At 61.1% G+C, this 18,496-nt stretch carries 17 protein-coding genes; 11 read left to right on the forward strand and 6 right to left on the reverse strand.

Features of this window, described 5'->3' with window-relative positions; all coding sequences use genetic code 11:
- Window positions 1-210 precede the first annotated feature (210 nt).
- From ISN74_RS04870 to ISN74_RS04920, 11 genes are all read left to right on the forward strand, one after another.
- Window positions 211-1,218: an N-acetylornithine carbamoyltransferase gene (locus tag ISN74_RS04870; RefSeq protein WP_188797918.1), complete on the forward strand. Its 1,008-nt coding sequence runs from the start codon at window positions 211-213 to the stop codon at window positions 1,216-1,218.
- A 15-nt stretch (window positions 1,219-1,233) separates the two neighbouring features.
- Window positions 1,234-1,863, forward strand: a complete 630-nt coding sequence (locus ISN74_RS04875) for an FMN-binding negative transcriptional regulator (protein WP_188797920.1) — start codon at window positions 1,234-1,236, stop codon at window positions 1,861-1,863.
- Window positions 1,856-2,332 carry an OsmC family protein gene (locus ISN74_RS04880; RefSeq protein ID WP_188797922.1) on the forward strand — a complete coding sequence of 159 codons (477 nt, stop codon included), beginning with the start codon at window positions 1,856-1,858 and terminating at the stop codon, window positions 2,330-2,332. The genes ISN74_RS04875 and ISN74_RS04880 overlap by 8 nt, the downstream gene beginning before the upstream one ends.
- Before the next feature lie 38 nt (window positions 2,333-2,370).
- The gene (locus ISN74_RS04885) at window positions 2,371-3,564 is read left to right on the forward strand and encodes an argininosuccinate synthase (protein ID WP_188799521.1); all 1,194 of its coding nucleotides are present in this window, start codon (window positions 2,371-2,373) and stop codon (window positions 3,562-3,564) included.
- Window positions 3,561-4,679: an acetylornithine deacetylase gene (locus ISN74_RS04890; RefSeq protein WP_188797924.1), complete on the forward strand. Its 1,119-nt coding sequence runs from the start codon at window positions 3,561-3,563 to the stop codon at window positions 4,677-4,679. The genes ISN74_RS04885 and ISN74_RS04890 overlap by 4 nt, the downstream gene beginning before the upstream one ends.
- A 37-nt stretch (window positions 4,680-4,716) precedes the next feature.
- Entirely contained in the window at window positions 4,717-5,982 is a 1,266-nt protein-coding gene (locus ISN74_RS04895; protein WP_229679209.1) for an acetylglutamate kinase, read from the forward strand.
- A gap of 5 nt (window positions 5,983-5,987) precedes the next feature.
- Window positions 5,988-6,941 (forward strand): N-acetyl-gamma-glutamyl-phosphate reductase, encoded by a 954-nt coding sequence (argC, locus tag ISN74_RS04900; RefSeq protein WP_188797928.1) that lies wholly within the window; start codon window positions 5,988-5,990, stop codon window positions 6,939-6,941.
- A 180-nt stretch (window positions 6,942-7,121) separates the two neighbouring features.
- Window positions 7,122-8,417 (forward strand): argininosuccinate lyase, encoded by a 1,296-nt coding sequence (gene argH, locus ISN74_RS04905; RefSeq protein WP_188797930.1) that lies wholly within the window; start codon window positions 7,122-7,124, stop codon window positions 8,415-8,417.
- A gap of 10 nt (window positions 8,418-8,427) precedes the next feature.
- Window positions 8,428-8,790, forward strand: coding sequence for a cupin domain-containing protein (locus tag ISN74_RS04910; RefSeq protein ID WP_188797931.1), 363 nt, complete (start codon window positions 8,428-8,430; stop codon window positions 8,788-8,790).
- A complete protein-coding gene (gene proB, locus ISN74_RS04915) occupies window positions 8,787-9,959 on the forward strand; it encodes a glutamate 5-kinase (protein ID WP_188797934.1) in 1,173 nt (390 codons plus the stop codon). Before ISN74_RS04910 ends, proB begins: the two co-directional genes overlap by 4 nt.
- Window positions 9,956-11,227 carry a glutamate-5-semialdehyde dehydrogenase gene (locus ISN74_RS04920; RefSeq protein WP_188797936.1) on the forward strand — a complete coding sequence of 424 codons (1,272 nt, stop codon included), beginning with the start codon at window positions 9,956-9,958 and terminating at the stop codon, window positions 11,225-11,227. The genes proB and ISN74_RS04920 overlap by 4 nt, the downstream gene beginning before the upstream one ends.
- 89 nt (window positions 11,228-11,316) lie before the next feature.
- On the opposite strand, the gene kynU is transcribed toward ISN74_RS04920, so the two are convergent.
- From kynU to ISN74_RS04950, 6 genes are all read right to left on the reverse strand, one after another.
- Window positions 11,317-12,597, reverse strand: coding sequence for a kynureninase (gene kynU / locus ISN74_RS04925; RefSeq protein WP_188797938.1), 1,281 nt, complete (start codon window positions 12,595-12,597; stop codon window positions 11,317-11,319).
- A gap of 70 nt (window positions 12,598-12,667) precedes the next feature.
- Complete coding sequence (locus ISN74_RS04930; RefSeq protein ID WP_188797940.1) at window positions 12,668-13,189, reverse strand: hypothetical protein; 522 nt, start codon at window positions 13,187-13,189, stop codon at window positions 12,668-12,670.
- A complete protein-coding gene (locus tag ISN74_RS04935; protein ID WP_188797941.1) occupies window positions 13,186-14,217 on the reverse strand; it encodes an amidohydrolase family protein in 1,032 nt (343 codons plus the stop codon). The genes ISN74_RS04930 and ISN74_RS04935 overlap by 4 nt, the downstream gene beginning before the upstream one ends.
- A 180-nt stretch (window positions 14,218-14,397) precedes the next feature.
- Window positions 14,398-16,503 carry an FUSC family protein gene (locus tag ISN74_RS04940; protein ID WP_188797943.1) on the reverse strand — a complete coding sequence of 702 codons (2,106 nt, stop codon included), beginning with the start codon at window positions 16,501-16,503 and terminating at the stop codon, window positions 14,398-14,400.
- A 341-nt stretch (window positions 16,504-16,844) separates the two neighbouring features.
- Complete coding sequence (gene efpL, locus ISN74_RS04945) at window positions 16,845-17,408, reverse strand: elongation factor P-like protein EfpL (protein ID WP_188797945.1); 564 nt, start codon at window positions 17,406-17,408, stop codon at window positions 16,845-16,847.
- Between the two features lie 113 nt (window positions 17,409-17,521).
- Complete coding sequence (locus tag ISN74_RS04950) at window positions 17,522-18,289, reverse strand: SDR family NAD(P)-dependent oxidoreductase (RefSeq protein ID WP_188797947.1); 768 nt, start codon at window positions 18,287-18,289, stop codon at window positions 17,522-17,524.
- Window positions 18,290-18,496: the final 207 nt, after the last annotated feature.

Here is an 18,496-nt window from a genome sequence, read left to right on the forward strand (position 1 = left end):
GTTCAACCACCCGGAAGCCTCATGTCCGCAGCCGTCTATACCGCTACCGTGCTTACCAGCGCCCGCATGGCCGCTGGCATGACATCGCGTGCGCGTCGACCGCTGGACCGACATTCGGCCGGGTAGGCTGTCGCCACGTTGCATGCGTAATACGACGACAAAACCCGGCCTTCGTGCCGGGTTTTTTGCTTTTTTGGACTGGAGTCAACGATGTCGCTTCGTCACTTCCTCACCACCCAGGATTACAGCCGCTCCGAGATCGACGCACTGCTGGAGCAGGCCGCTGCGTTCAAGCGTTCGCCGCGCGGCCAGCAGCTTGCCGGCAAATCGGTGGCACTGCTGTTCTTCAATCCGTCGATGCGTACGCGCACCAGTTTCGAGCTGGGTGCTTTCCATCTCGGCGGCCATGCCATCGTGCTGTCACCCGGCAAGGACGCATGGCCGATCGAGTTCCGTCCGAACGTCGTCATGGATGGCGAGGCCGAGGAACATATTGCCGAAGTCGCGCGCGTGTTGAGCCGCTACGTGGACTTGATCGCGGTGCGCGCTTTTCCGAAGTTCCAGGACTGGTCCATCGATCGCGAAGATGCCGTGATCAAAGCTTTCGCGCAATACGCGACAGTGCCGGTGATCAATATGGAAACGATCACTCATCCCTGCCAGGAACTCGCGCACGCGCTGGCGCTTAAAGAGCGTTTCGGCGATCTCACCGGACGCAAGTACGTGCTGACCTGGACTTATCACCCCAAGCCGCTGAACACCGCGGTGGCAAATTCCGCGTTGCTGATCGCCACCAAGATGGGCATGGACGTGACCTTGCTGTGTCCCACGCCCGATTACGTGCTGGACGAACGCTACATGGCTTTCGGCGAACAGAACGCCAAAGAAAATGGTGGCTCGCTCAAGGTCAGTCACAACATTGAGGAAGCCTATCGCGGCGCCGATGTGGTCTACGCCAAGAGCTGGGGTGCGCTACCGTTTTTCGGCCGCTGGGAGCAGGAAAAGCCGACCCGCGATGCGAACAAGCATTTCATCGTCGATGAAGCCAAGATGGCGCTGACCAACAACGGCGTCTTCAGCCATTGCCTGCCGCTTCGCCGGAACATCAAGGCCACCGACGCGGTGATGGATTCGCCGTCCTGCATCGCCATCGACGAAGCCGAGAACCGCCTGCATGTGCAGAAAGCGGTAATGACTTCGCTGATCGGCCAGCGCTGATCAGAAGAACAAGCCATGTATCTGCCAAAGTCCTTCCACGAAACGCGCATCGATGTACTGCATGCGCTGATTCACGACTATCCGTTCGGTACCGTGGTGATGCATACGTCCGATGGATTGGTGGCCAATCACTTGCCCTTCGAATTGGCAGGCGACACGTTGCTGCAAGGACATGTCGCGTGCGGCAACGAGTTGGCCAAGGCCGATGGCGCGCAGGTGTTGGTGATGTTCCAGGCTGCAGACGGCTACATCAGCCCCAACTGGTACCCCAGCAAGCATGAAACCGGGCGTGAAGTGCCGACCTGGAATTACGCTGTGGTGCATGTCCACGGCCGTCTGCGGGTGATCGAAGACAAGGTCTGGTTGCGCGGCTTCCTGGAAAGACTGACGGATCGTCACGAGGCAGCGCAACCCATGCCCTGGCACGTCAACGATGCGCCCGAAGATCACATCGAAAAAATGCTCAAGGCGATCGTCGGCCTGGAAATCACCATCGATCGTATCGAGGGCAAGTTCAAGTTGAGCCAGAACCATCGTGATGCCAATCGCGCCGGCGTGATCAAGGGGTTGGGTGAGCGTGCCGGTTTGCGCGATGACGAGCTGACCGAACTTATGCAACAGGCCGAGGGTCGCAGGAATGGCTGAAAAACATCACCAATATCCCGTCGAAGTCGTGTGGACCGGCAATCACGGTACGGGTACCAAGACCTACCAGGGCTACGGCCGTGAGCACGAAGTCCGCATCGCTGGGAAACCCGTCATTGGCGGTTCTTCGGATGCTGCTTTTCGTGGTGATGGCACGAAACACAATCCGGAAGATCTGCTGGTTGCCTCCCTGTCCAGCTGCCACATGCTCTGGTACCTGCATCTTGCAGCGGTGGCCGGCGTGGTCGTCACCCACTATGTCGATGCGGCGGTAGGCACGCTGGTCGATCGTGGCGATGAGGGACGCTTTACCGAAGTAGTGCTGCGTCCGCAGGTGACGATCAGCGCCGACAGCGATCCGGCCCGCGCCGCGGCGGTGCACCAGGATGCCCATCACGCCTGCTTTATCGCTAACTCCGTCAACTTTCCGGTGCGTTGCGAACCGCGCATTGTCATCGAATCGCCGTAAAACCTTTCTCTTAAATTAGCCTCTCTTTTGGACCTCGCATCATGAGCAAAGATATCGTTCTCGCCTTTTCCGGTGGCCTCGACACCAGCTTCTGCATTCCCTACCTGCAACAGCGCGGCTGGGCCGTGCACACCGTGTTTGCCGACACTGGTGGTGTGGATGATGAAGAACGCGCCTATATCGAAGCACGTGCGAAAGAGCTGAAGGCAGCCAGCCATGTCACCATCGATGGCGGCCCGGCGATCTGGAATGGTTTCGTCAAGCCGTTCGTGTGGGCGGGCGAGGGTTATCAGTCGCAGTATCCGTTGCTGGTATCCGACCGTTACCTGATCGTGGATGCGGCGCTGAAGCGTTGCGCCGAACTGGGCACCAAGGCCATCGCGCACGGCTGCACCGGCATGGGCAATGACCAGGTGCGTTTCGATCTGGCGGTGAAGGCGCAGGGCGATTACGAAATCGTGGCGCCGATCCGTGAGATCCAGAAGGAACACACCGAAGTCCGCGCCTACGAGCAAAAGTATCTGGAAGACCTCGGCTTCGGCGTGCGCGCCAAGCAGAAGGCCTACACCATCAATGAAAACTTGCTCGGCCTGACCATGTCCGGCGGCGAGATCGATCGCTGGCAAGCGCCGGGCGAAGGCGCCGTGGGCTGGTGCAAGCCGCGCGCCGAATGGCCGTCCAAACCGTTGCGTCTGAAGATCAGCTTCGTCAACGGCGAAGCCGTTGCATTGGACGGCGAAAAGATGGCCGGCCACACGATGCTGGCCAAGCTCAACAGCTTGCTCGCGCAATATGGCGTGGGCCGCGGCATCTACACCGGCGACACCACCATCGGCCTGAAGGGCCGCATCATTTTCGAAGCACCGGGCCTTGCTGCCTTGCTGGTTGCCCATCGTGCGTTGGAAGAAACGGTGCTCACCAAGCACCAGAATCGCTTCAAGCCGGATGTGGCGCGCAAGTGGGTGGAACTGGTGTACGAAGGCTTCTACCACGATCCGCTGAAGACCGATCTCGAAGCGTTCCTGGCCTCCAGCCAGGCAGCCGTCAACGGCGACGTCACGCTGGAGACCAACGGCGGCATCGTCAACGCAGTGGCCGTCGAATCCAAGCACATTCTCAATGCCAAGGGTGCAACTTACGCGCAGGCGGCAGACTGGGGCGTGGCCGAGGCAGAAGGCTTCATCAAGCTGTTCGGCATGAGCAGCACCTTGTGGGCCGAGGTCAACCGATGAGTGTGGAACTCGACAGGAGCACGCTGTTAGACACGACGCTGGCGCACCTGCGTGCATTGGTTTCGTACGACACACGCAATCCGCCGCGCGAAATCGGCACCGGTGGCATCTTTGACTATTTGCGCGAACACCTGCCAGGTTTCGAAGTAAAGGTCACCGATCACGGTGCGGGCGCAGTGACGCTATATGCCGTGCGTGGCAAGCCGAACTATCTGTTCAACGTGCACCTGGACACCGTGCCGGATTCGCCGCACTGGACCCAGGATCCTCATGTCCTGAAGGTGACGGAAGATCGCGCGATCGGCCTGGGCGCTTGTGACATCAAAGGTGCCGCCGCCGCACTGGTGGCAGTGGCCAATGCCACAGCCGGTGATATGGCGCTGCTTCTATCCACGGATGAAGAGGCCAATGACCCGCGTTGCATCGACGCCTTTCTCAAGGAAGGTCATGCTTATGAGGCCGTCATCGTGGCCGAACCGACGCGTGGCGAAGCCGTGCTCGCGCATCGCGGCATCCATTCGGTGCAGATACGGTTTACCGGGCAGGCCGGGCATGCTTCCGGCGAGCTGCGGCCCAGCGATAGTGCCTTGCATCAGGCGATCCGCTGGGGCGGCGCGGCGCTTGATTACGTCGACCGCCAATCGCACGAACGCTTCGGTGGTTTGACAGGCCTGCGTTTCAATGTTGGTCGTGTTGAAGGCGGCATCAAGGCCAACATGATTGCCCCGACGGCGGATGTGCGTTTCGGCTTCCGCCCGCTGCCCAGCATGAATCCCGATCATCTGCTGGAAACCTTCCGCACGCTGGTCGAACCACAGCCGGAAAGCTATACAGAGCTGTTCCGTGGCGTTTCCCTGCCAGCCGGTGACACGGCGACAGCCGAAACACGACGCCTCGCTGCGCGTGATATCGCCGACGAACTGGGTATTCCCGTCGGCAACGCCGTGAACTTCTGGACTGAAGCGGCTCTGTTCTCGGCGGGCGGTTATATCTCCTTCGTCTACGGCCCTGGCGATATCGCGCAGGCGCACACCGCCGACGAATGGGTCGCCCTGGACCAACTGCAGCAATACGCTCAAACCATCTACGAGATCGTGAACCGTGGAAGCGCATAAGAACACCCGTCAGACCATTGTGCGCCTGCTCTCCGCGATGGGCAGCGCCAAGGAAATCCAGCAATACCTCAAGCGTTTTTCACAGCTTGATGCCAAGCGCTTCGCGGTGGTGAAGGTCGGCGGCGCCGTGCTGCGCGATGAGCTGGCCGATCTCACTTCGTCGCTGACCTTCCTGCAGCAAGTCGGCTTGACGCCGATCGTGCTGCACGGTGCAGGTCCTCAGCTGGATGAAGAGCTTCAAGCGGCCGGCATCACCAAGCAGACCGTCAATGGTTTGCGCGTGACATCACCCAAGGCATTGGGCATCGTGCGTCGCGTGTTCCAGCAGCAGAACCTGCGGCTGGTGGAAGCGCTGCAGGCCATGGATACGCGCGCCACCTCCGTGCCGTCCGGCGTATTCATGTCCGGCTTTCTGGACAGGGATGTGTACGGTATGGTCGGCAAGGTCGACAGCATCAATCTCGCGCCCATCGAGGCCAGCTTGCGTGCGGGCTCCATTCCGGTCATCGCCAGTCTGGGCGAAACCGACGAAGGCCAGTTCCTCAACATCAACGCCGATTTTGCCGCCAACGAGCTCGTGCGCGTGCTGGAGCCGTACAAGATCATCTTCCTCACCGGCACCGGTGGCTTGCTCGACGACAAGGGACAGGTGATCGACTCGATCAACCTCAGCACGGAATACGATCACCTGATGGCACAGCCGTGGCTTAATGGCGGCATGCGCGTGAAGATCGAGCAGATTGCCGATCTGCTGCAAAGCCTGCCGTTGACCTCGTCAGTGTCGATAACGCGTCCGTCGGAGCTGGCGAAGGAACTGTTCACGCACAAGGGTTCCGGCACGCTGGTGCGCCGTGGCGAAAAGGTCTTCCGCTTCGAAAGTTGGGAGGGCGTGGATCGCGAACGCATGCGCACGCTGATCGAGTCGAGCTTCGGCCGCAAGCTGGTCGACAATTATTTCGATCGCACCACACCCTATCGCATCTACGTGAGTGAAAACTATCGCACCGCGATGATCCTCACGAATGAAAACGGCCTGATCTATCTCGACAAGTTTGCCGTGCTCGACGATGCCCAGGGCGAAGGTCTTGGCCGCGCCGTGTGGCTGGTGATGCGCGAGGAAAATCCGAGCCTGTTCTGGCGTTCACGCCACGGCAACCAGATCAACCATTTCTATTACGCCGAATCGGATGGCTGCTACAAGCAGGAGCGCTGGAAAGTGTTCTGGTACGGTCTGGATGGCTTCGACACGATTGCACGTTGCGTTGCGCATTGCGCCACGCGCCAACCGACTCTGGTGGATTAACGGTCATGACCACTTCCAAGAAACGCATTGGTATCGTCGGCGCGCGTGGTCATACGGGTGCGGAACTGATCAAGCTGGTTGCGGCGCATCCGTCGCTTGAACTGGCCTATGTGTCCTCGCGCGAACTGGATGGACAACGCGTGGATGCGCAGGTCAGCGAATATCACGGCGATCTGCGTTACACCTCACCCGCGCACGATGAACTTCCCGCGCTGGATGCCGATGTCGTGGTGCTCGCTTTGCCCAACGGCAAGGCGTCCGTGTGCGTGGAAGCGTTTGACAAGGCAGGCAAGGATCCCGTCATCGTGGATCTTTCCGCCGATTATCGCTTTGACAGCCATTGGTACTACGGCCTGCCGGAACTTACGCGCAACAAGTGGCGTGGCGAGAAGCGCATAAGCAATCCCGGTTGTTATGCGACTGCCATGCAGCTTTCCGTGGCGCCGCTCAAGGACGTGCTGGCCGCACCGCCGGTGTGTTTCGGCGTATCCGGTTATTCAGGCGCTGGTACCACGCCTTCTGACAAAAATAATCCGGAGAAGCTGCGCGACAACCTGATGCCGTATTCGCTCACCGGTCATATGCATGAGAAAGAAGCGAGCCGGCACCTGGGCATCCCGGTGGAATTCATGCCGCATGTTGCACCGCATTTTCGCGGCTTGACCGTCACCACCAATCTCTATCTTTCCCGTCCGCACAAGCGCGAAGACATTCTCGCGCTGTTTCAGCAGGCGTACGCTGGCGAGAAGCTGGTGCGCGTGCTGGACGAGGCGCCGTGGGTCAGTCAGATAGCCGGCAAGCATCACGCTGAAATTGGCGGCTTTGCGGTGTCGGCCGATGGTAAACGCGTGGTGGTAGTGGCGACCCTGGATAACTTGCTCAAGGGCGCAGCCACGCAGGCGGTGCAGAACATCAATCGGGTGATTGGTGTGGATGAGTACGCGTCGATACCGGTTTGACGCCCTCTCCCCTCCGGGGAGAGGGCTGGGGTGAGGGGCGCGCTTGCCGTGAGCTCAAGATGCCTCGAAAGCATGCTTCAAACATCTTTTAGTTTTCATTCAATTTCACCGCAAGACTGGCCCCTCGCCCCAACCCTCTCCCCGGAGGGGAGAGGGAGCCAAGAAGACGAGACCAAGCGCATGACCGACCTCCTTTGGCAAAAAGCCGGCGTCGCAACCAACGCCAAGATCATGAAGTTCCTTGCCGGCGACGATGTGCTGCTCGATCGCGAGTTCTTCCTGCACGACATCACTGCCAGCAAAGCGCACGTGGAAGGTCTCGCGAATATCGACGTGATCAGTACGCAGGAATTGCAGGATCTCAAGCGTGAACTCGATACGCTGGCCGATGATTTTCGCGCGGGTAACTTCGTACTGGATGAGCGATACGAAGATGGCCATTCCGCCATCGAGGCACGCTTGACCGAGCGTCTCGGCGATGCGGGCCGCCGTGTGCACACCGGACGCAGTCGCAACGATCAGATCCTGGTGGCAACCCGTTTGTGGCTGAAGGAAAAACTGGCGGAGCTGGAGGCGCACTGCCGCACCATCGCGGATGTGTGTTTGCAGCGGGCCGCACAACCTGCACTGGCCTTGCCCGGCTACACGCACTTGCAGCGTGCAGTCGTTTCTTCCACGGCGATGTGGTTCGCGGGCTTCGCTGAAGGCTTTATCGACGATGCCTGGCGCGCACGGCAAACCGCTGCCTGGATCGATGCCAACCCGTTAGGTACCGCAGCGGGTTATGGTGTGAATCTGCCGCTCGACCGCGCACATACCACGCAGGCACTGGGCTTTTCTCGCATGCAGGTATCTCCCATCTACGCGCAGCTATCGCGTGGCAAGTTTGAAATGGCTGTGATGGAAAGCATCAGTAGCGCCATGCTCGATGCGCGCCGCCTCGCCTGGGATCTGTCGCTGTTCACCACGGCGGAATTCAATTTCGTATCGCTGCCGTCTGAATACACCACTGGCAGCTCCATCATGCCCAACAAGCGCAATCCGGACGTGGTCGAGCTTCTGCGCGCATCGTACGCGACGGTTGCGGCGTCGCGTTGCGAGATCGAGCAACTGCTTTCGCTGCCTTCCGGCTATCAGCGCGATCTGCAGTTCTCCAAGGGTTCGTTGTTCCATGGTGTAACGCATGGACTGGCTGCGCTTGAACTGCTGCCGGACTTGCTGGCGCGGATGCAATGGAACGAAGCGACCATGCGTGCCGCGATCGAGCCGGCCATGTATGCCACGGATGTGGCGATCGAGCAGGCTGCGGCTGGGGTGCCGTTCCGGGACGCGTATCGTGCGGCAGCGGAAGCGGCGACGGCTGCAGGACAGGGACGCACGCCGGAGGCAAGTCTTGCGGCGCGCACGTCGCCGGGCGCTGGCAACGATCTTCAGTTGGATGTGTTGAAGCAACGTCTCGCCCATCTTTCGGCTTGATGGAGGCACCATGGCCGCAGTCAGCACGAGCAATGCGGAGCATTACACCTGGGGACAGGCTAGTGATGGCTGGCACTTGCTAGCCGCGGACGATCTGAGCGTGATCGAGGAACGCATGCCGCCCGGTGCTTTCGAGCAGCGGCATCGGCATGTGCACTCGCGTCAGTTCTTCTATGTACTGGAAGGCGAGGCGACACTGGAACTCGATGGCACATCGCATCGCCTGCATCGTGGCGAAGGCTTGCATGTGGCGCCGGGGAGCGCGCACCAGATGCGCAACGAGAGTAATGGCGAGGTGCGTTTCGTCGTGATTTCTGCACCGAAGAGCCACGGCGATCGCGTCGCTGCACCCTTGGAAACCGTCATCGCATGACAATGGCCACACGCCAACTTCCCGAGCGTGCACTGCCATCTTGGCAGCGTGCCGTTCTGAAGGTGGGAAGCAATCTGCTTGCCGCCGATGGCGGTGGATTGACGCCGCGCTACGCAGAGGGTTTGGCTGCCTTTATCCATGCCAGCCATGCCGCCGGGCGCCAAGTTGTGCTGGTTTCGTCGGGTGCGGTTGCGGCAGGCCGCGCCTTGATGCGTGAACATGCTGCGCCTGGGGTTGATCTTGCGGCGCGCCAGGCGCTTGCCGCGCTTGGCCAAGCGCCCATGATTGCTCTGTGGCAGGGTTTGTCGGAGCGGCCGGTCGCACAAGTGCTGCTTACCCATGACGACCTGCGCAATCGCCGCCGTTATCTGAACGCGCGCGCCACCTTGCGCGAGCTGCTTGCTTTGGGTGTCCTGCCAGTCGTCAATGAAAACGACACTGTCGCCGTGGACGAACTCAAGCTGGGCGACAACGATAATCTGGCCGCGATTGTTGCCGCGCTGGTCGACGCGGATTTGTTGCTGATCGCTTCCGACGTCGATGCACTGTACAGCGCTGATCCGCGCCGCGACCCTCAGGCGCAGCCCCTTGGACACGTACCCGAGCTCACGCCCGAAGTCATCGCCATGGCCAGCGGTAGCGGCACTGCCGTAGGCACCGGCGGCATGCGCACCAAATTGGAGGCGGCCGCCAAGGCGGCAAACGCAGGCATTCCTACCGCCCTGTTCAGCGGACGCGATCCTGGAACGGTGGGTGCACTGGCGCAGGGTTTACTGCGTGGCACCCTGATCGACGTGGCCCGCAATCGCATGCAGGCGCGTAAATACTGGTTGCGACATGCGCCAGCAGGCAGCGGCCGGATTCGCGTGGACGCCGGTGCCACACGCGCGCTGCTCGGTGGGCGCGCATCGCTGTTGCCCGGCGGTATCGTTGCGGTGTCGGGCGAATTCCACCGCGGTGACCTGGTGGAAATCGTCGATGGCGCCGATCGGCCAATCGCACGTGGCCTGTGCCAATACAGCGCTGTTGACGTGATGCGCCTGGCAGGTCGTCACAGCCGGGAGATCGGTCAACTGCTTGGCTACAGCTATGGCGCCGAGATCGTACATCGCGACGATCTAGCTACCCTTGTGAATCCTGAAGCGACTGCTGGAGGAATGGACGCATGAGCGAAATTCGCAACCTGGCTCTGGCATGCCGTGACGCGGCGCAAGTGATGTTTGCACTAGATAGCGACACCAAGCGTAAACTGCTACGCGACATGGCCGATGCACTGGAAGCGCAATGCGACATCATCCTTGCTGCTAACGCGCATGATTTGCAGGAAGCCCACGCGAAAGGCATTCAGGGCGCGATGCTTGATCGCCTGAAGCTGGATCAGCCACGCGTAGCCGGCATCGCCACCGCTGTGCGCGAAATCGCCGCGTTGCCTGATCCGGTGGGTCTCGTGACCCGTCGCGAGACTCGTCCGAACGGACTGGAAGTGGAGCGTGTGCGTATTCCGCTCGGCGTGATCGCGATGATCTACGAAGCACGCCCGAACGTTACCGCTGACGCCGCAGCGCTGTGTCTGATGGCGGGCAATGCGGTGATCTTGCGCGGCGGCTCGGAAGCCATCCACTCGAACGTAGCGATTGCCAACGTACTGCGCGACGTACTCGAACACCATGATATTCCCTCTGCAGCCTTGACCTTGATCGAGGATCTGCGTCGGGAAACCATGGTTGAGCTGCTGCAGCTCAGCGATATCGTGGATCTGGCGATTCCACGTGGTGGGGAAGGCTTGATCCGCTTTGTTGCCGAACACGCACGCGTGCCGGTGATCAAGCACTATAAAGGCGTCTGTCACCTCTTCGTCGATGCGTCTGCTGACGAAGCGCTGGCGCTGAATTTGCTGGTGGATGGCAAGACTTCGCGGCCCGGTGTTTGCAATGCGTTGGAGACATTGCTGATTCATCGCGATATCGCTGCTTCCTTTTTGCCGCAAGCGGTACGGGCGCTGGAGGAACGTGGTGTCGAATTGCGTGGCTGCGAGCGCTCCCGTGCGATCGCTCCAGGCATGCGTGCCGCCACGGACGACGATTACGCAGCGGAGTTCCTGGACTTGATCCTTGCCGTGCGCGTGGTCGACGATCTTGGCGCAGGCATCGGTCATATCCAGCGCTTCGGTTCCGACCACACGGAAGTGATTGTCACGCGCGACCACGAAGCAGCACGCCGATTCATACAAGCGATTCGTTCTGCGGTCGTCATGGTCAATGCGTCGTCGCGCTTTTCTGATGGCGGCGAATTGGGTCTGGGTGCCGAAATCGGCATTTCCACGACCCGCCTGCACGCCTACGGTCCCATGGGAGCTGAGGCGCTTACCGTGGAGCGATTTGTGGTGCGTGGTGAAGGGCAGACCCGGCATCCTGCCAGCCGCCTGGAGGGTGGCTAGACAAGGCTGTTGACCCGTTTCGCGGTTGGGAAGCGGGTCAATGACGTTTTAGCGGGTGTCCGACTGTCGTTTTCAGCCGAGGGCTTGAGTCAAGTCAGTTTTTTCCAGGCGCGTACTGCTTCCGCAAATGCCAGGCAATCGGCAAAACGGTTGTAGAGCGGGGCCGGCGAAATGCGGATCACATCCGGCTCACGCCAGTCGCCGATGATGCCATGCTCCATCAGGTATTCGAACAGCGCACGCCCTTGCTCGCGACCACCAAGCACGCGAATGGAGAGCTGTGAACCGCGGCGTTCGGCTTCTTTGGGTGTGATGATATCCAGCACATCAGCCAGCTGAGTTTGCACCAGCCATTCCAGATAGCCGGTAAGTTGCAGCGATTTTTCGCGCAGGCGTTGCATGCCTGCGCGATGGAAAATCTCCAGCGAGATACGCAACGGCACCAGCGCGAGAATGGGTGGGTTGGAAAGCTGCCAGCCATCCGCTCCGGCCGTGGGCACGAATTCGGGTCCCATCTGGAATCGTGTGTGCTTGTCATGCCCCCACCAACCAGCGAAGCGGGGTAGGGTGGCATGAGCATGCCGAGCGTGTACGAAAGCACCGCCAACGGCGCCAGGACCCGAGTTCAGGTATTTGTAACTGCACCAGATGGCAAAGTCGGCACCGCTGTCATGCAACTGCAGTGGAAGATTGCCAACAGCGTGGGCGAGATCGAAGCCCACGACGCAGCCGTGTTTATGTGCAAGCGTGGTGATCGCTTTCAGATCGAACGTCTGGCCGTTGCGGTATTGCACCCCAGGCAGCATCACCAGTGCGATGCGCGAGCCATGCTCAGCCAGCGCGCGTTCGATGGCGCCCATGGAAAGGGTGCCGTTCGGCTCATCGCCTTCCAGCTCGATCAGCGACAGCTTCGGGCTGAAGCCGTGATAACGGATCTGCGATTCCACCGCATAGCGATCGGTCGGAAAGGCACCCGCTTCGATCAGGATCGCATGACGATCGGGCGTAGGGCGGTAGAAGCTCACCATCATCAGGTGCAGATTGACGCCCAGCGTGTTCATCGCGACGACTTCTTCAGGCTGAGCGCCGACGACTTCAGCCAGATGATCGCGCACGAATTCGTGGTAATCCATCCACGGCAAACGGCCTTTGAAATGGCCTTCTACGCCTAGTTCACCCCAGTAGCTGAGTTCTGCGTTGACCGCTTCGCGCACGGCGCGCGGCTGCAGGCCCAGGGAGTTGCCGCAGAAGTAGTGGCTTTCGCCGCCTTCATGCGGCGGGATCAGAAATTCGTCGCGAAACGTGCGCAGCGGATCGGCGGCATCGCGAGCCTGGGCCCAGGCGGTAGTGGCTTCATACGGTGCGGACATCAGTGCATTCCAACTTGGTTCGTACATGGCCCGTGAGACGGGGCATGACAGATAGACAACACGCGGGCGATCAAGTGCCTAGCGTCGAGGCAATCGAGCTGCAACCTTTGTCAAACGTCGCCGCCCATTGCTGCCCCGCTTCGCTGGCCGACGGGCGTGCGCAACGCAGCTGTATCGCATGACCGTCGTGGAACCAGTAGCGCTCGATATAGGTGTATGGCGTGCCGCTCTCGCTCGCTGTGTAGACGAAACTGTTCTGGTCGCTCGATCTGCTCTGGCCGGGCTGATAGTCCTTCAGCTGCTTCGCCTTGGCGACGGCGCCGCCGACGTAGTCGTTGAAGTCCTGCAGGTTCGTTACCTGCTTCACCGTGACGCTGACACGCGCGAGCGTGGTGCTTGCGCTGGGTGATGGATCGGGCACTTGGAACACGCGTACTTCCGGATCGCCATCGACCTGCATGATGCCTACCCAGTTGGACGGCGTGCTGAAGTGCACACTGCCGGACGCCATGCTGACATCGTCGGCTTGCGCCACTGTGAAGCCGCCAAGCAGCAGTGCGGTAGTCACGATCATGTAACGCCGGAAATTCATGCGTGCTCCTGAACATTATTGGAAAGGAAGCGTTGTTGCGGCAGCCCCAGCCACTCCAGCGCCGTGCCGTGAAACAGGCGGGCGCGGGTCGGGTCGTCCAGTTTCAGCGACTCGATGCCGCTACCCGGTTCCTGCTCCCCCAGCGGGAAAGGATAGTCGGTACCGAGCATCACGCGGTCGACGCCGGTCACATCCAGTAAATAGCGCAGGGCCTGTGGATCGTGCACGCAGGAATCGAAGTACAGGCGCTTGAGGTATTCGCGCGGATTGCGGGGGTTGTCGGTGGCGACCAGATCCGGCCGCATGCGGAAGCCGTGCTCGATGCGACCGATCGTCCACGGGAAGCTGCCGCCACCGTGGGCCAGCATCACCCGCAGCTTGGGCAGGCGTTCCAGCACACCACCGAAGGCCAGGCAACATGCTGCGCGCGATTGCTCGGCAGGCATACCCACCAGCCACGGCATCCAATACTTGGGCATGGTGGCGGCGCCCATCATGTCCCAGGGATGCACCATGATGGCCGCGCCCAGGTCGGCGGCGGCTTCGAAGAACGGGAACAGTTCCGGTGCATCCAGATTCCACTCGTTGCAGTGCGAGCCGATCTGCACGCCGCACAGACCCAGTTCGTCGATACAGCGTTCCAGCTCACGGATAGCCAGCTCTGGCGATTGCAGCGGTACGGTGCCGATACCTGCGTAGTGCCTTGGGTAATCGCGGCAGATCTCGCCCATGTGATCATTGAGGTGCCGGTGCAACTCCAGCGCTTGATAGCCTGGAGCCCAGTACGAGAACAGCACTGGCACGGTGGAAATGACCTGCACGCTCACACCGAAGCGGGCGTAGTCGGCGATGCGATGCTGCGGGTCGAACGAGGATTCCCACACCTCGCGGAAGAACTTGCCGTCCTTGTAGATGCGATGCCGGCCGTCGGTATGGTTCATCACCGGAAAGGCGTCGTTGCCGAACTTGGCAGCGAGGTTGGGCCAGTCGCGCGGGAGAATATGGGCGTGGGTATCGATTTTCAGCATGCGCCAAGTGTAACGCCTGCCGGTGTCTGGGACCTGTGCAGCCGAATGACTCCCGCCTTTGCATGTCCCGCGAGGACTGCCATCAGGCTGGGGTGGGGTTATTCGCTTTTGCGCAATGCAACGTAAGTGCGGAGCAATCCCCTTCCGGCCTCTTATGTTCCGCAGAGGGAGGCGCGTGCATCAGGGATGTACGCGCTTAATCCCCTGCGCGGCTGCCGTTTCCTGCGGCCCACGCCCCACGACATACGCAAGTGTGTTGACGTTGTCGACCAGCCGATCGCTGATGCGAACCAGTTGCTCGGCGCGCGGCTTGTCATCGGCCATGGCCAGCAGGGACGACAGGCTGCGCTGCAATTGGCGCAATTCCGGCGCCACCGGCGGCGGCTGATTGTCGCGCAAGGCGATGGCCAGAGCGTCCAGGTGTGAAGCAGCCCGTTCGATGAAGTGCGTGACTTCCACCTGTTCCGGCAGGTTGTCGCAATCATGCAGCAGGGCTTCCAGCGTCATCGCGGTGCGCGCCAGGCGATTGCCGTTGAGGAACAGGGCATTGGCCAGTTCCAGCAGTGCCAAAGGCGTGGCCGGTTCCGCCTGCATGCGGTCCAGGGATGCTTGCGCGTTGGTGCGGATAGTACGGGCGGCAGTGCGCGCTTCGCGGTGCGCGTCGCGCCGTTCGGGACGGCCCAGCGCACGCAAGTAGTTGGCGTAGGCTTCCAGCATGTCCGACAGTGCGGCACGTGCACGGCCACGTTCCCAGGTTGGCCATACGATGTAAGCCAGCAAGGCCATGCCGCTGCCCAGCACGGTATTCAATACGCGATCCACTACAGCCGTGCCGGAATGGACGCCTTCAAACGAAAGAAAGATCACCACCGTGCCGGTCAGCGCCGCTACCGCAATGCCGTAATGCGCGGTGGCGAGATAGCGGAACGCCATGCACAGCACCGCCATCAGGGCCAGATGCGTCCAGGCGTCATGCGGCGTGATATGCAGTAGCGCTGTGGTCAGCACCAGGCCAAGAATGGTGCCGACAACACGCAGCAAGCCGAAATTGAAGGTGGCGGCGAAATCCGGACGCAGCACAATGGCAGCGGTCATCGGTAGCCAGTAGCCGTGCGGCAGGTGCCAAAGGCGCGAGACCAGCAAGGCTATGCTCAAGCAGACCGCACAACGCATCGCATGACGGAAGGCCACCGAATGCGTGGTGAGATTGGCGCGCAAGGTACCGAGTGCCGAGTTGCCGCGCAGCGCCCGAGGCAGCCGCATTTCCGCGTCAGCAGCGCGGATTTCGCCGCGCGAGCCAGCCCAGTTCGCATTGCGCACTGCCGCGGCCAACTGGCCCGAAAGCGCGTGGATATGCGCCGCGATGCTGTCGTCACGCGTATTGTTATCGAGCAAGGCGCGTTCGCTGGCTTGCAAGGTCTGCAGCGTGCGCGAGGCTTGTTCCGGTGATTCACCTGCTTCGAGCGCCTCGGCGACGGCGACCAGCACGCGCGCGGCATCGTTGCGGAACATGGTAAGGATGTTTTCGGCGCCATGCAGATCGCTCATGGCGACCAGTTCAAGGCGGATGCGCTCGGCCAGTTCCAGCAGCACCGCGAAGGCCTCCATCGCACGGCCGCGCGCGTGATGACGGCCGAGCAAGGTTTGCTGCAGCGTCGTCATCGCGTCGGTCAGGGCGGGAACGTCCTCAGCATCCTGCACGTGCTCTCCCGCCAGTGATGCCAGGCCACGATAGACAGCGGCCAGCGCGTAGCGCTCCGGACGATATCGTTGCAACGGCCATGCAGCTACCGAGAACAACGCCAGCAGCAAACCGCCGGCGAAAATCAACGCCGCGCCGGTGAACGCCTCATGCACGGTGGCGGGCGTTGCGGCGGTGACGACCAGCAGAATCATGCTGGTCATGCCGACGCGTGCGATATCGGTACCGAATACCACCAGCAAGCCGCCAAAGAAGCCGAACGCTGCCATCGCCAGCGTGATCGGCAAGAGGTCGCCGCCGATCAGAAAACCGCACAGAGACGCCAACCCTGCCGCCAGTGATGCCAGAAACAGCTGCCATAGCCGTTGGCGATACGGGCCGGGCTGATCGGAGAACATAGTGTCCAGCGCGCCGGCAGCAATCGCCAGACCGGCTTCCTGATGGCCGGTGAGCATGCCGATCGCCAGTGGCAGCACGACCGCGGCCGTATTGCGCACGACCACCCACAGCGGCACATCCGGACGCTTGGTCGCAGTCAGGCTTTGCAACACGCTGGTGCGTAGCGAGTAGGCTCGGGTTGACATGGCGGGGGACGATGCCGTCGATGCATCGATTCTGCCTTACTCGCGTGGTCGGTGTCGCGTGTGGAGCGAACGAAAAACAGGAAGGATGTGTTCCTTCATCACCGACACGGGTATCTCTATTTCCCGTAAGAAGAACTCTTGCCTCACCGTCATTCCGGCGCAGGCCGGAATCCATTCTCAGAACTTCGCGCACGTCGCACCTTGGCAAAACAGCAGCTTGCGGACCTGTACTGAAGATGGATTCCGGCCTGCGCCGGAATGACGGTGAGGCGGGATGGGTATTTTCGAAGAATGCTTCGACGCTATCTCTCTCTGCGATAGAGAAGTGCAAAGAGCCGTACTTACGCGCGCCCGGCAAATTCACCCGTCAGCGTATTCACCCACACCTTTTCATCATTGGTGATGTACTCAGGCACCTGGATTTCGATGCCGGTGTTGAGTTTGGCGGGCTTGGTGCGCTTGGTGGCGCTGGCACCTTTCAGTTCCGGTGCCGTGTCGACCACGGTCAGCGTCACGCTGGTGGGAACCTGCAGGCCGACAGGCGCATCGTCGATCACCTGCACGTAATAACCTTCCACGCCTTCCACGATGTACCCGGCATTGTCACCGACGACTTCCGGGCCGAGCGTGTACTGCGTGTAATCTTCGTTATCCATGAACACGAATGCGTCGCCGTCCATGTACGAAAAGTTCGCCGGACGACGCGCCAGATCCACTTCTTTGAGATCATCATCGGCACGCAGGCTGAGGTCGAACTTGCGCCCGCCGGGAATCGAATACAGCGTAAAGCGGAACGTAACATTGCCGCCACGCGCGGTCGGCGAGCTGCGCTCGATATCACGTACCTGATAGACGGTGCCTTCGTGCTCGATCACGTTGGCTTTCTTGACGTCGGAAGCTTTCATGGATTTAAGCCGGGAATGAAGAGTAGGGAGTAGGAAATAGTCAAAAGCGTAGCGTGCGAGAGCGGGATGAAGAACCGGGTCTTGCGACTACCGATTCCCCATTCGCCCATTCGTTACTTGGACTGCAGCCGCACCGCGCCATCCAGGCGAATCGTTTCGCCATTGATGTAGCGGTTACCGAGGATGAAGGCCACGGTGGAGGCGTATTCATCCGGCTTGCCCAGGCGCGAAGGGAAGGGGATCGAGGCGGACAGGGATTCCTGCACCTGCGGCGGCATACCGTCGACCATCGGCGTCCAGAAGATGCCCGGCGCGATGGTGGCGACGCGAATGCCGAAGCGCGACAGCTCGCGCGCCATCGGCAGGGTCATGCCCACCACGCCGCCCTTGGAGGCGGAATAGGCGGCCTGGCCGATCTGCCCTTCGTAGGCGGCCACGCTGGCGGTGTTGATGATCACGCCGCGCTCGCCGTCCTCACCGGCTTCGTTGCCCTGCATCAGGGCCGCGCCGGCCTTGGCGACGTTGAAGCTGCCGACCAGGTTCACCATCACGGTGGTGGCGAAGGTGCCCAGGGCCATCGGACCATCTTTGCCCAGCACGCGGCCGGCACCCAGGATGCCCGCGCAATTCACCACCACGTTCAGGCCACCCATGGCTTCACGGGCGGCGGCCACGTTGGCAGCCACGCCTTCTTCGGAAGTCACATCGGTACGGAAGAAACGCGCGCTGCTGCCCAAGGCCTTGGCTGCTTCCTGACCCTTGTCCTCGTTCACGTCGAACAGGGCGACCTGGCCGCCGTTCGCTGTCAGGTGCTGGGCAACGGCATGGCCGAGGCCGGAGGCGCCGCCGGTGATGATGGCCTTGACTTGATTGAGCTGCATGGGGGAGTTCCCTGGAACCTAAAACTGCAATGGTAGCGCACCGGCGCTGGCCCTCGCTCCCATGCGCTGGCTGAACGGCGGCACGGAACATTCACGTAGCATTCGGGAGGCTGACGCAATCTTGATGTTCGCATCGAGGCGATGAACTTCGAAACGGTACCTGACAACGCCATGGATTGCGGTATCCGCCACAAGGAAAGTGCCCAT

It is taken from the genome of Dyella caseinilytica, from assembly GCF_016865235.1.
GTDB classification, from domain to species: domain Bacteria; phylum Pseudomonadota; class Gammaproteobacteria; order Xanthomonadales; family Rhodanobacteraceae; genus Dyella_B; species Dyella_B caseinilytica.

Excerpts from the sequence above, each read along its gene's own strand:
- ISN74_RS04870 (WP_188797918.1), top strand. The coding sequence starts at position 211 with ATGTCGCTTCGTCACTTCCTCACCACCCAGGATTACAGCCGCTCCGAG.
- ISN74_RS04875 (WP_188797920.1), top strand. The coding sequence starts at position 1,234 with ATGTATCTGCCAAAGTCCTTCCACGAAACGCGCATCGATGTACTGCAT.
- ISN74_RS04880 (WP_188797922.1), top strand. The coding sequence starts at position 1,856 with ATGGCTGAAAAACATCACCAATATCCCGTCGAAGTCGTGTGGACCGGC.
- ISN74_RS04890 (WP_188797924.1), top strand. The coding sequence starts at position 3,561 with ATGAGTGTGGAACTCGACAGGAGCACGCTGTTAGACACGACGCTGGCG.
- ISN74_RS04895 (WP_229679209.1), top strand. The coding sequence starts at position 4,717 with ATGGGCAGCGCCAAGGAAATCCAGCAATACCTCAAGCGTTTTTCACAG.
- argC (WP_188797928.1), top strand. The coding sequence starts at position 5,988 with ATGACCACTTCCAAGAAACGCATTGGTATCGTCGGCGCGCGTGGTCAT.
- argH (WP_188797930.1), top strand. The coding sequence starts at position 7,122 with ATGACCGACCTCCTTTGGCAAAAAGCCGGCGTCGCAACCAACGCCAAG.
- ISN74_RS04910 (WP_188797931.1), top strand. The coding sequence starts at position 8,428 with ATGGCCGCAGTCAGCACGAGCAATGCGGAGCATTACACCTGGGGACAG.
- proB (WP_188797934.1), top strand. The coding sequence starts at position 8,787 with ATGACAATGGCCACACGCCAACTTCCCGAGCGTGCACTGCCATCTTGG.
- ISN74_RS04920 (WP_188797936.1), top strand. The coding sequence starts at position 9,956 with ATGAGCGAAATTCGCAACCTGGCTCTGGCATGCCGTGACGCGGCGCAA.
- kynU (WP_188797938.1), bottom strand. The coding sequence starts at position 12,597 with ATGTCCGCACCGTATGAAGCCACTACCGCCTGGGCCCAGGCTCGCGAT.
- ISN74_RS04930 (WP_188797940.1), bottom strand. The coding sequence starts at position 13,189 with ATGAATTTCCGGCGTTACATGATCGTGACTACCGCACTGCTGCTTGGC.
- ISN74_RS04935 (WP_188797941.1), bottom strand. The coding sequence starts at position 14,217 with ATGCTGAAAATCGATACCCACGCCCATATTCTCCCGCGCGACTGGCCC.
- ISN74_RS04940 (WP_188797943.1), bottom strand. The coding sequence starts at position 16,503 with ATGTCAACCCGAGCCTACTCGCTACGCACCAGCGTGTTGCAAAGCCTG.
- efpL (WP_188797945.1), bottom strand. The coding sequence starts at position 17,408 with ATGAAAGCTTCCGACGTCAAGAAAGCCAACGTGATCGAGCACGAAGGC.
- ISN74_RS04950 (WP_188797947.1), bottom strand. The coding sequence starts at position 18,289 with ATGCAGCTCAATCAAGTCAAGGCCATCATCACCGGCGGCGCCTCCGGC.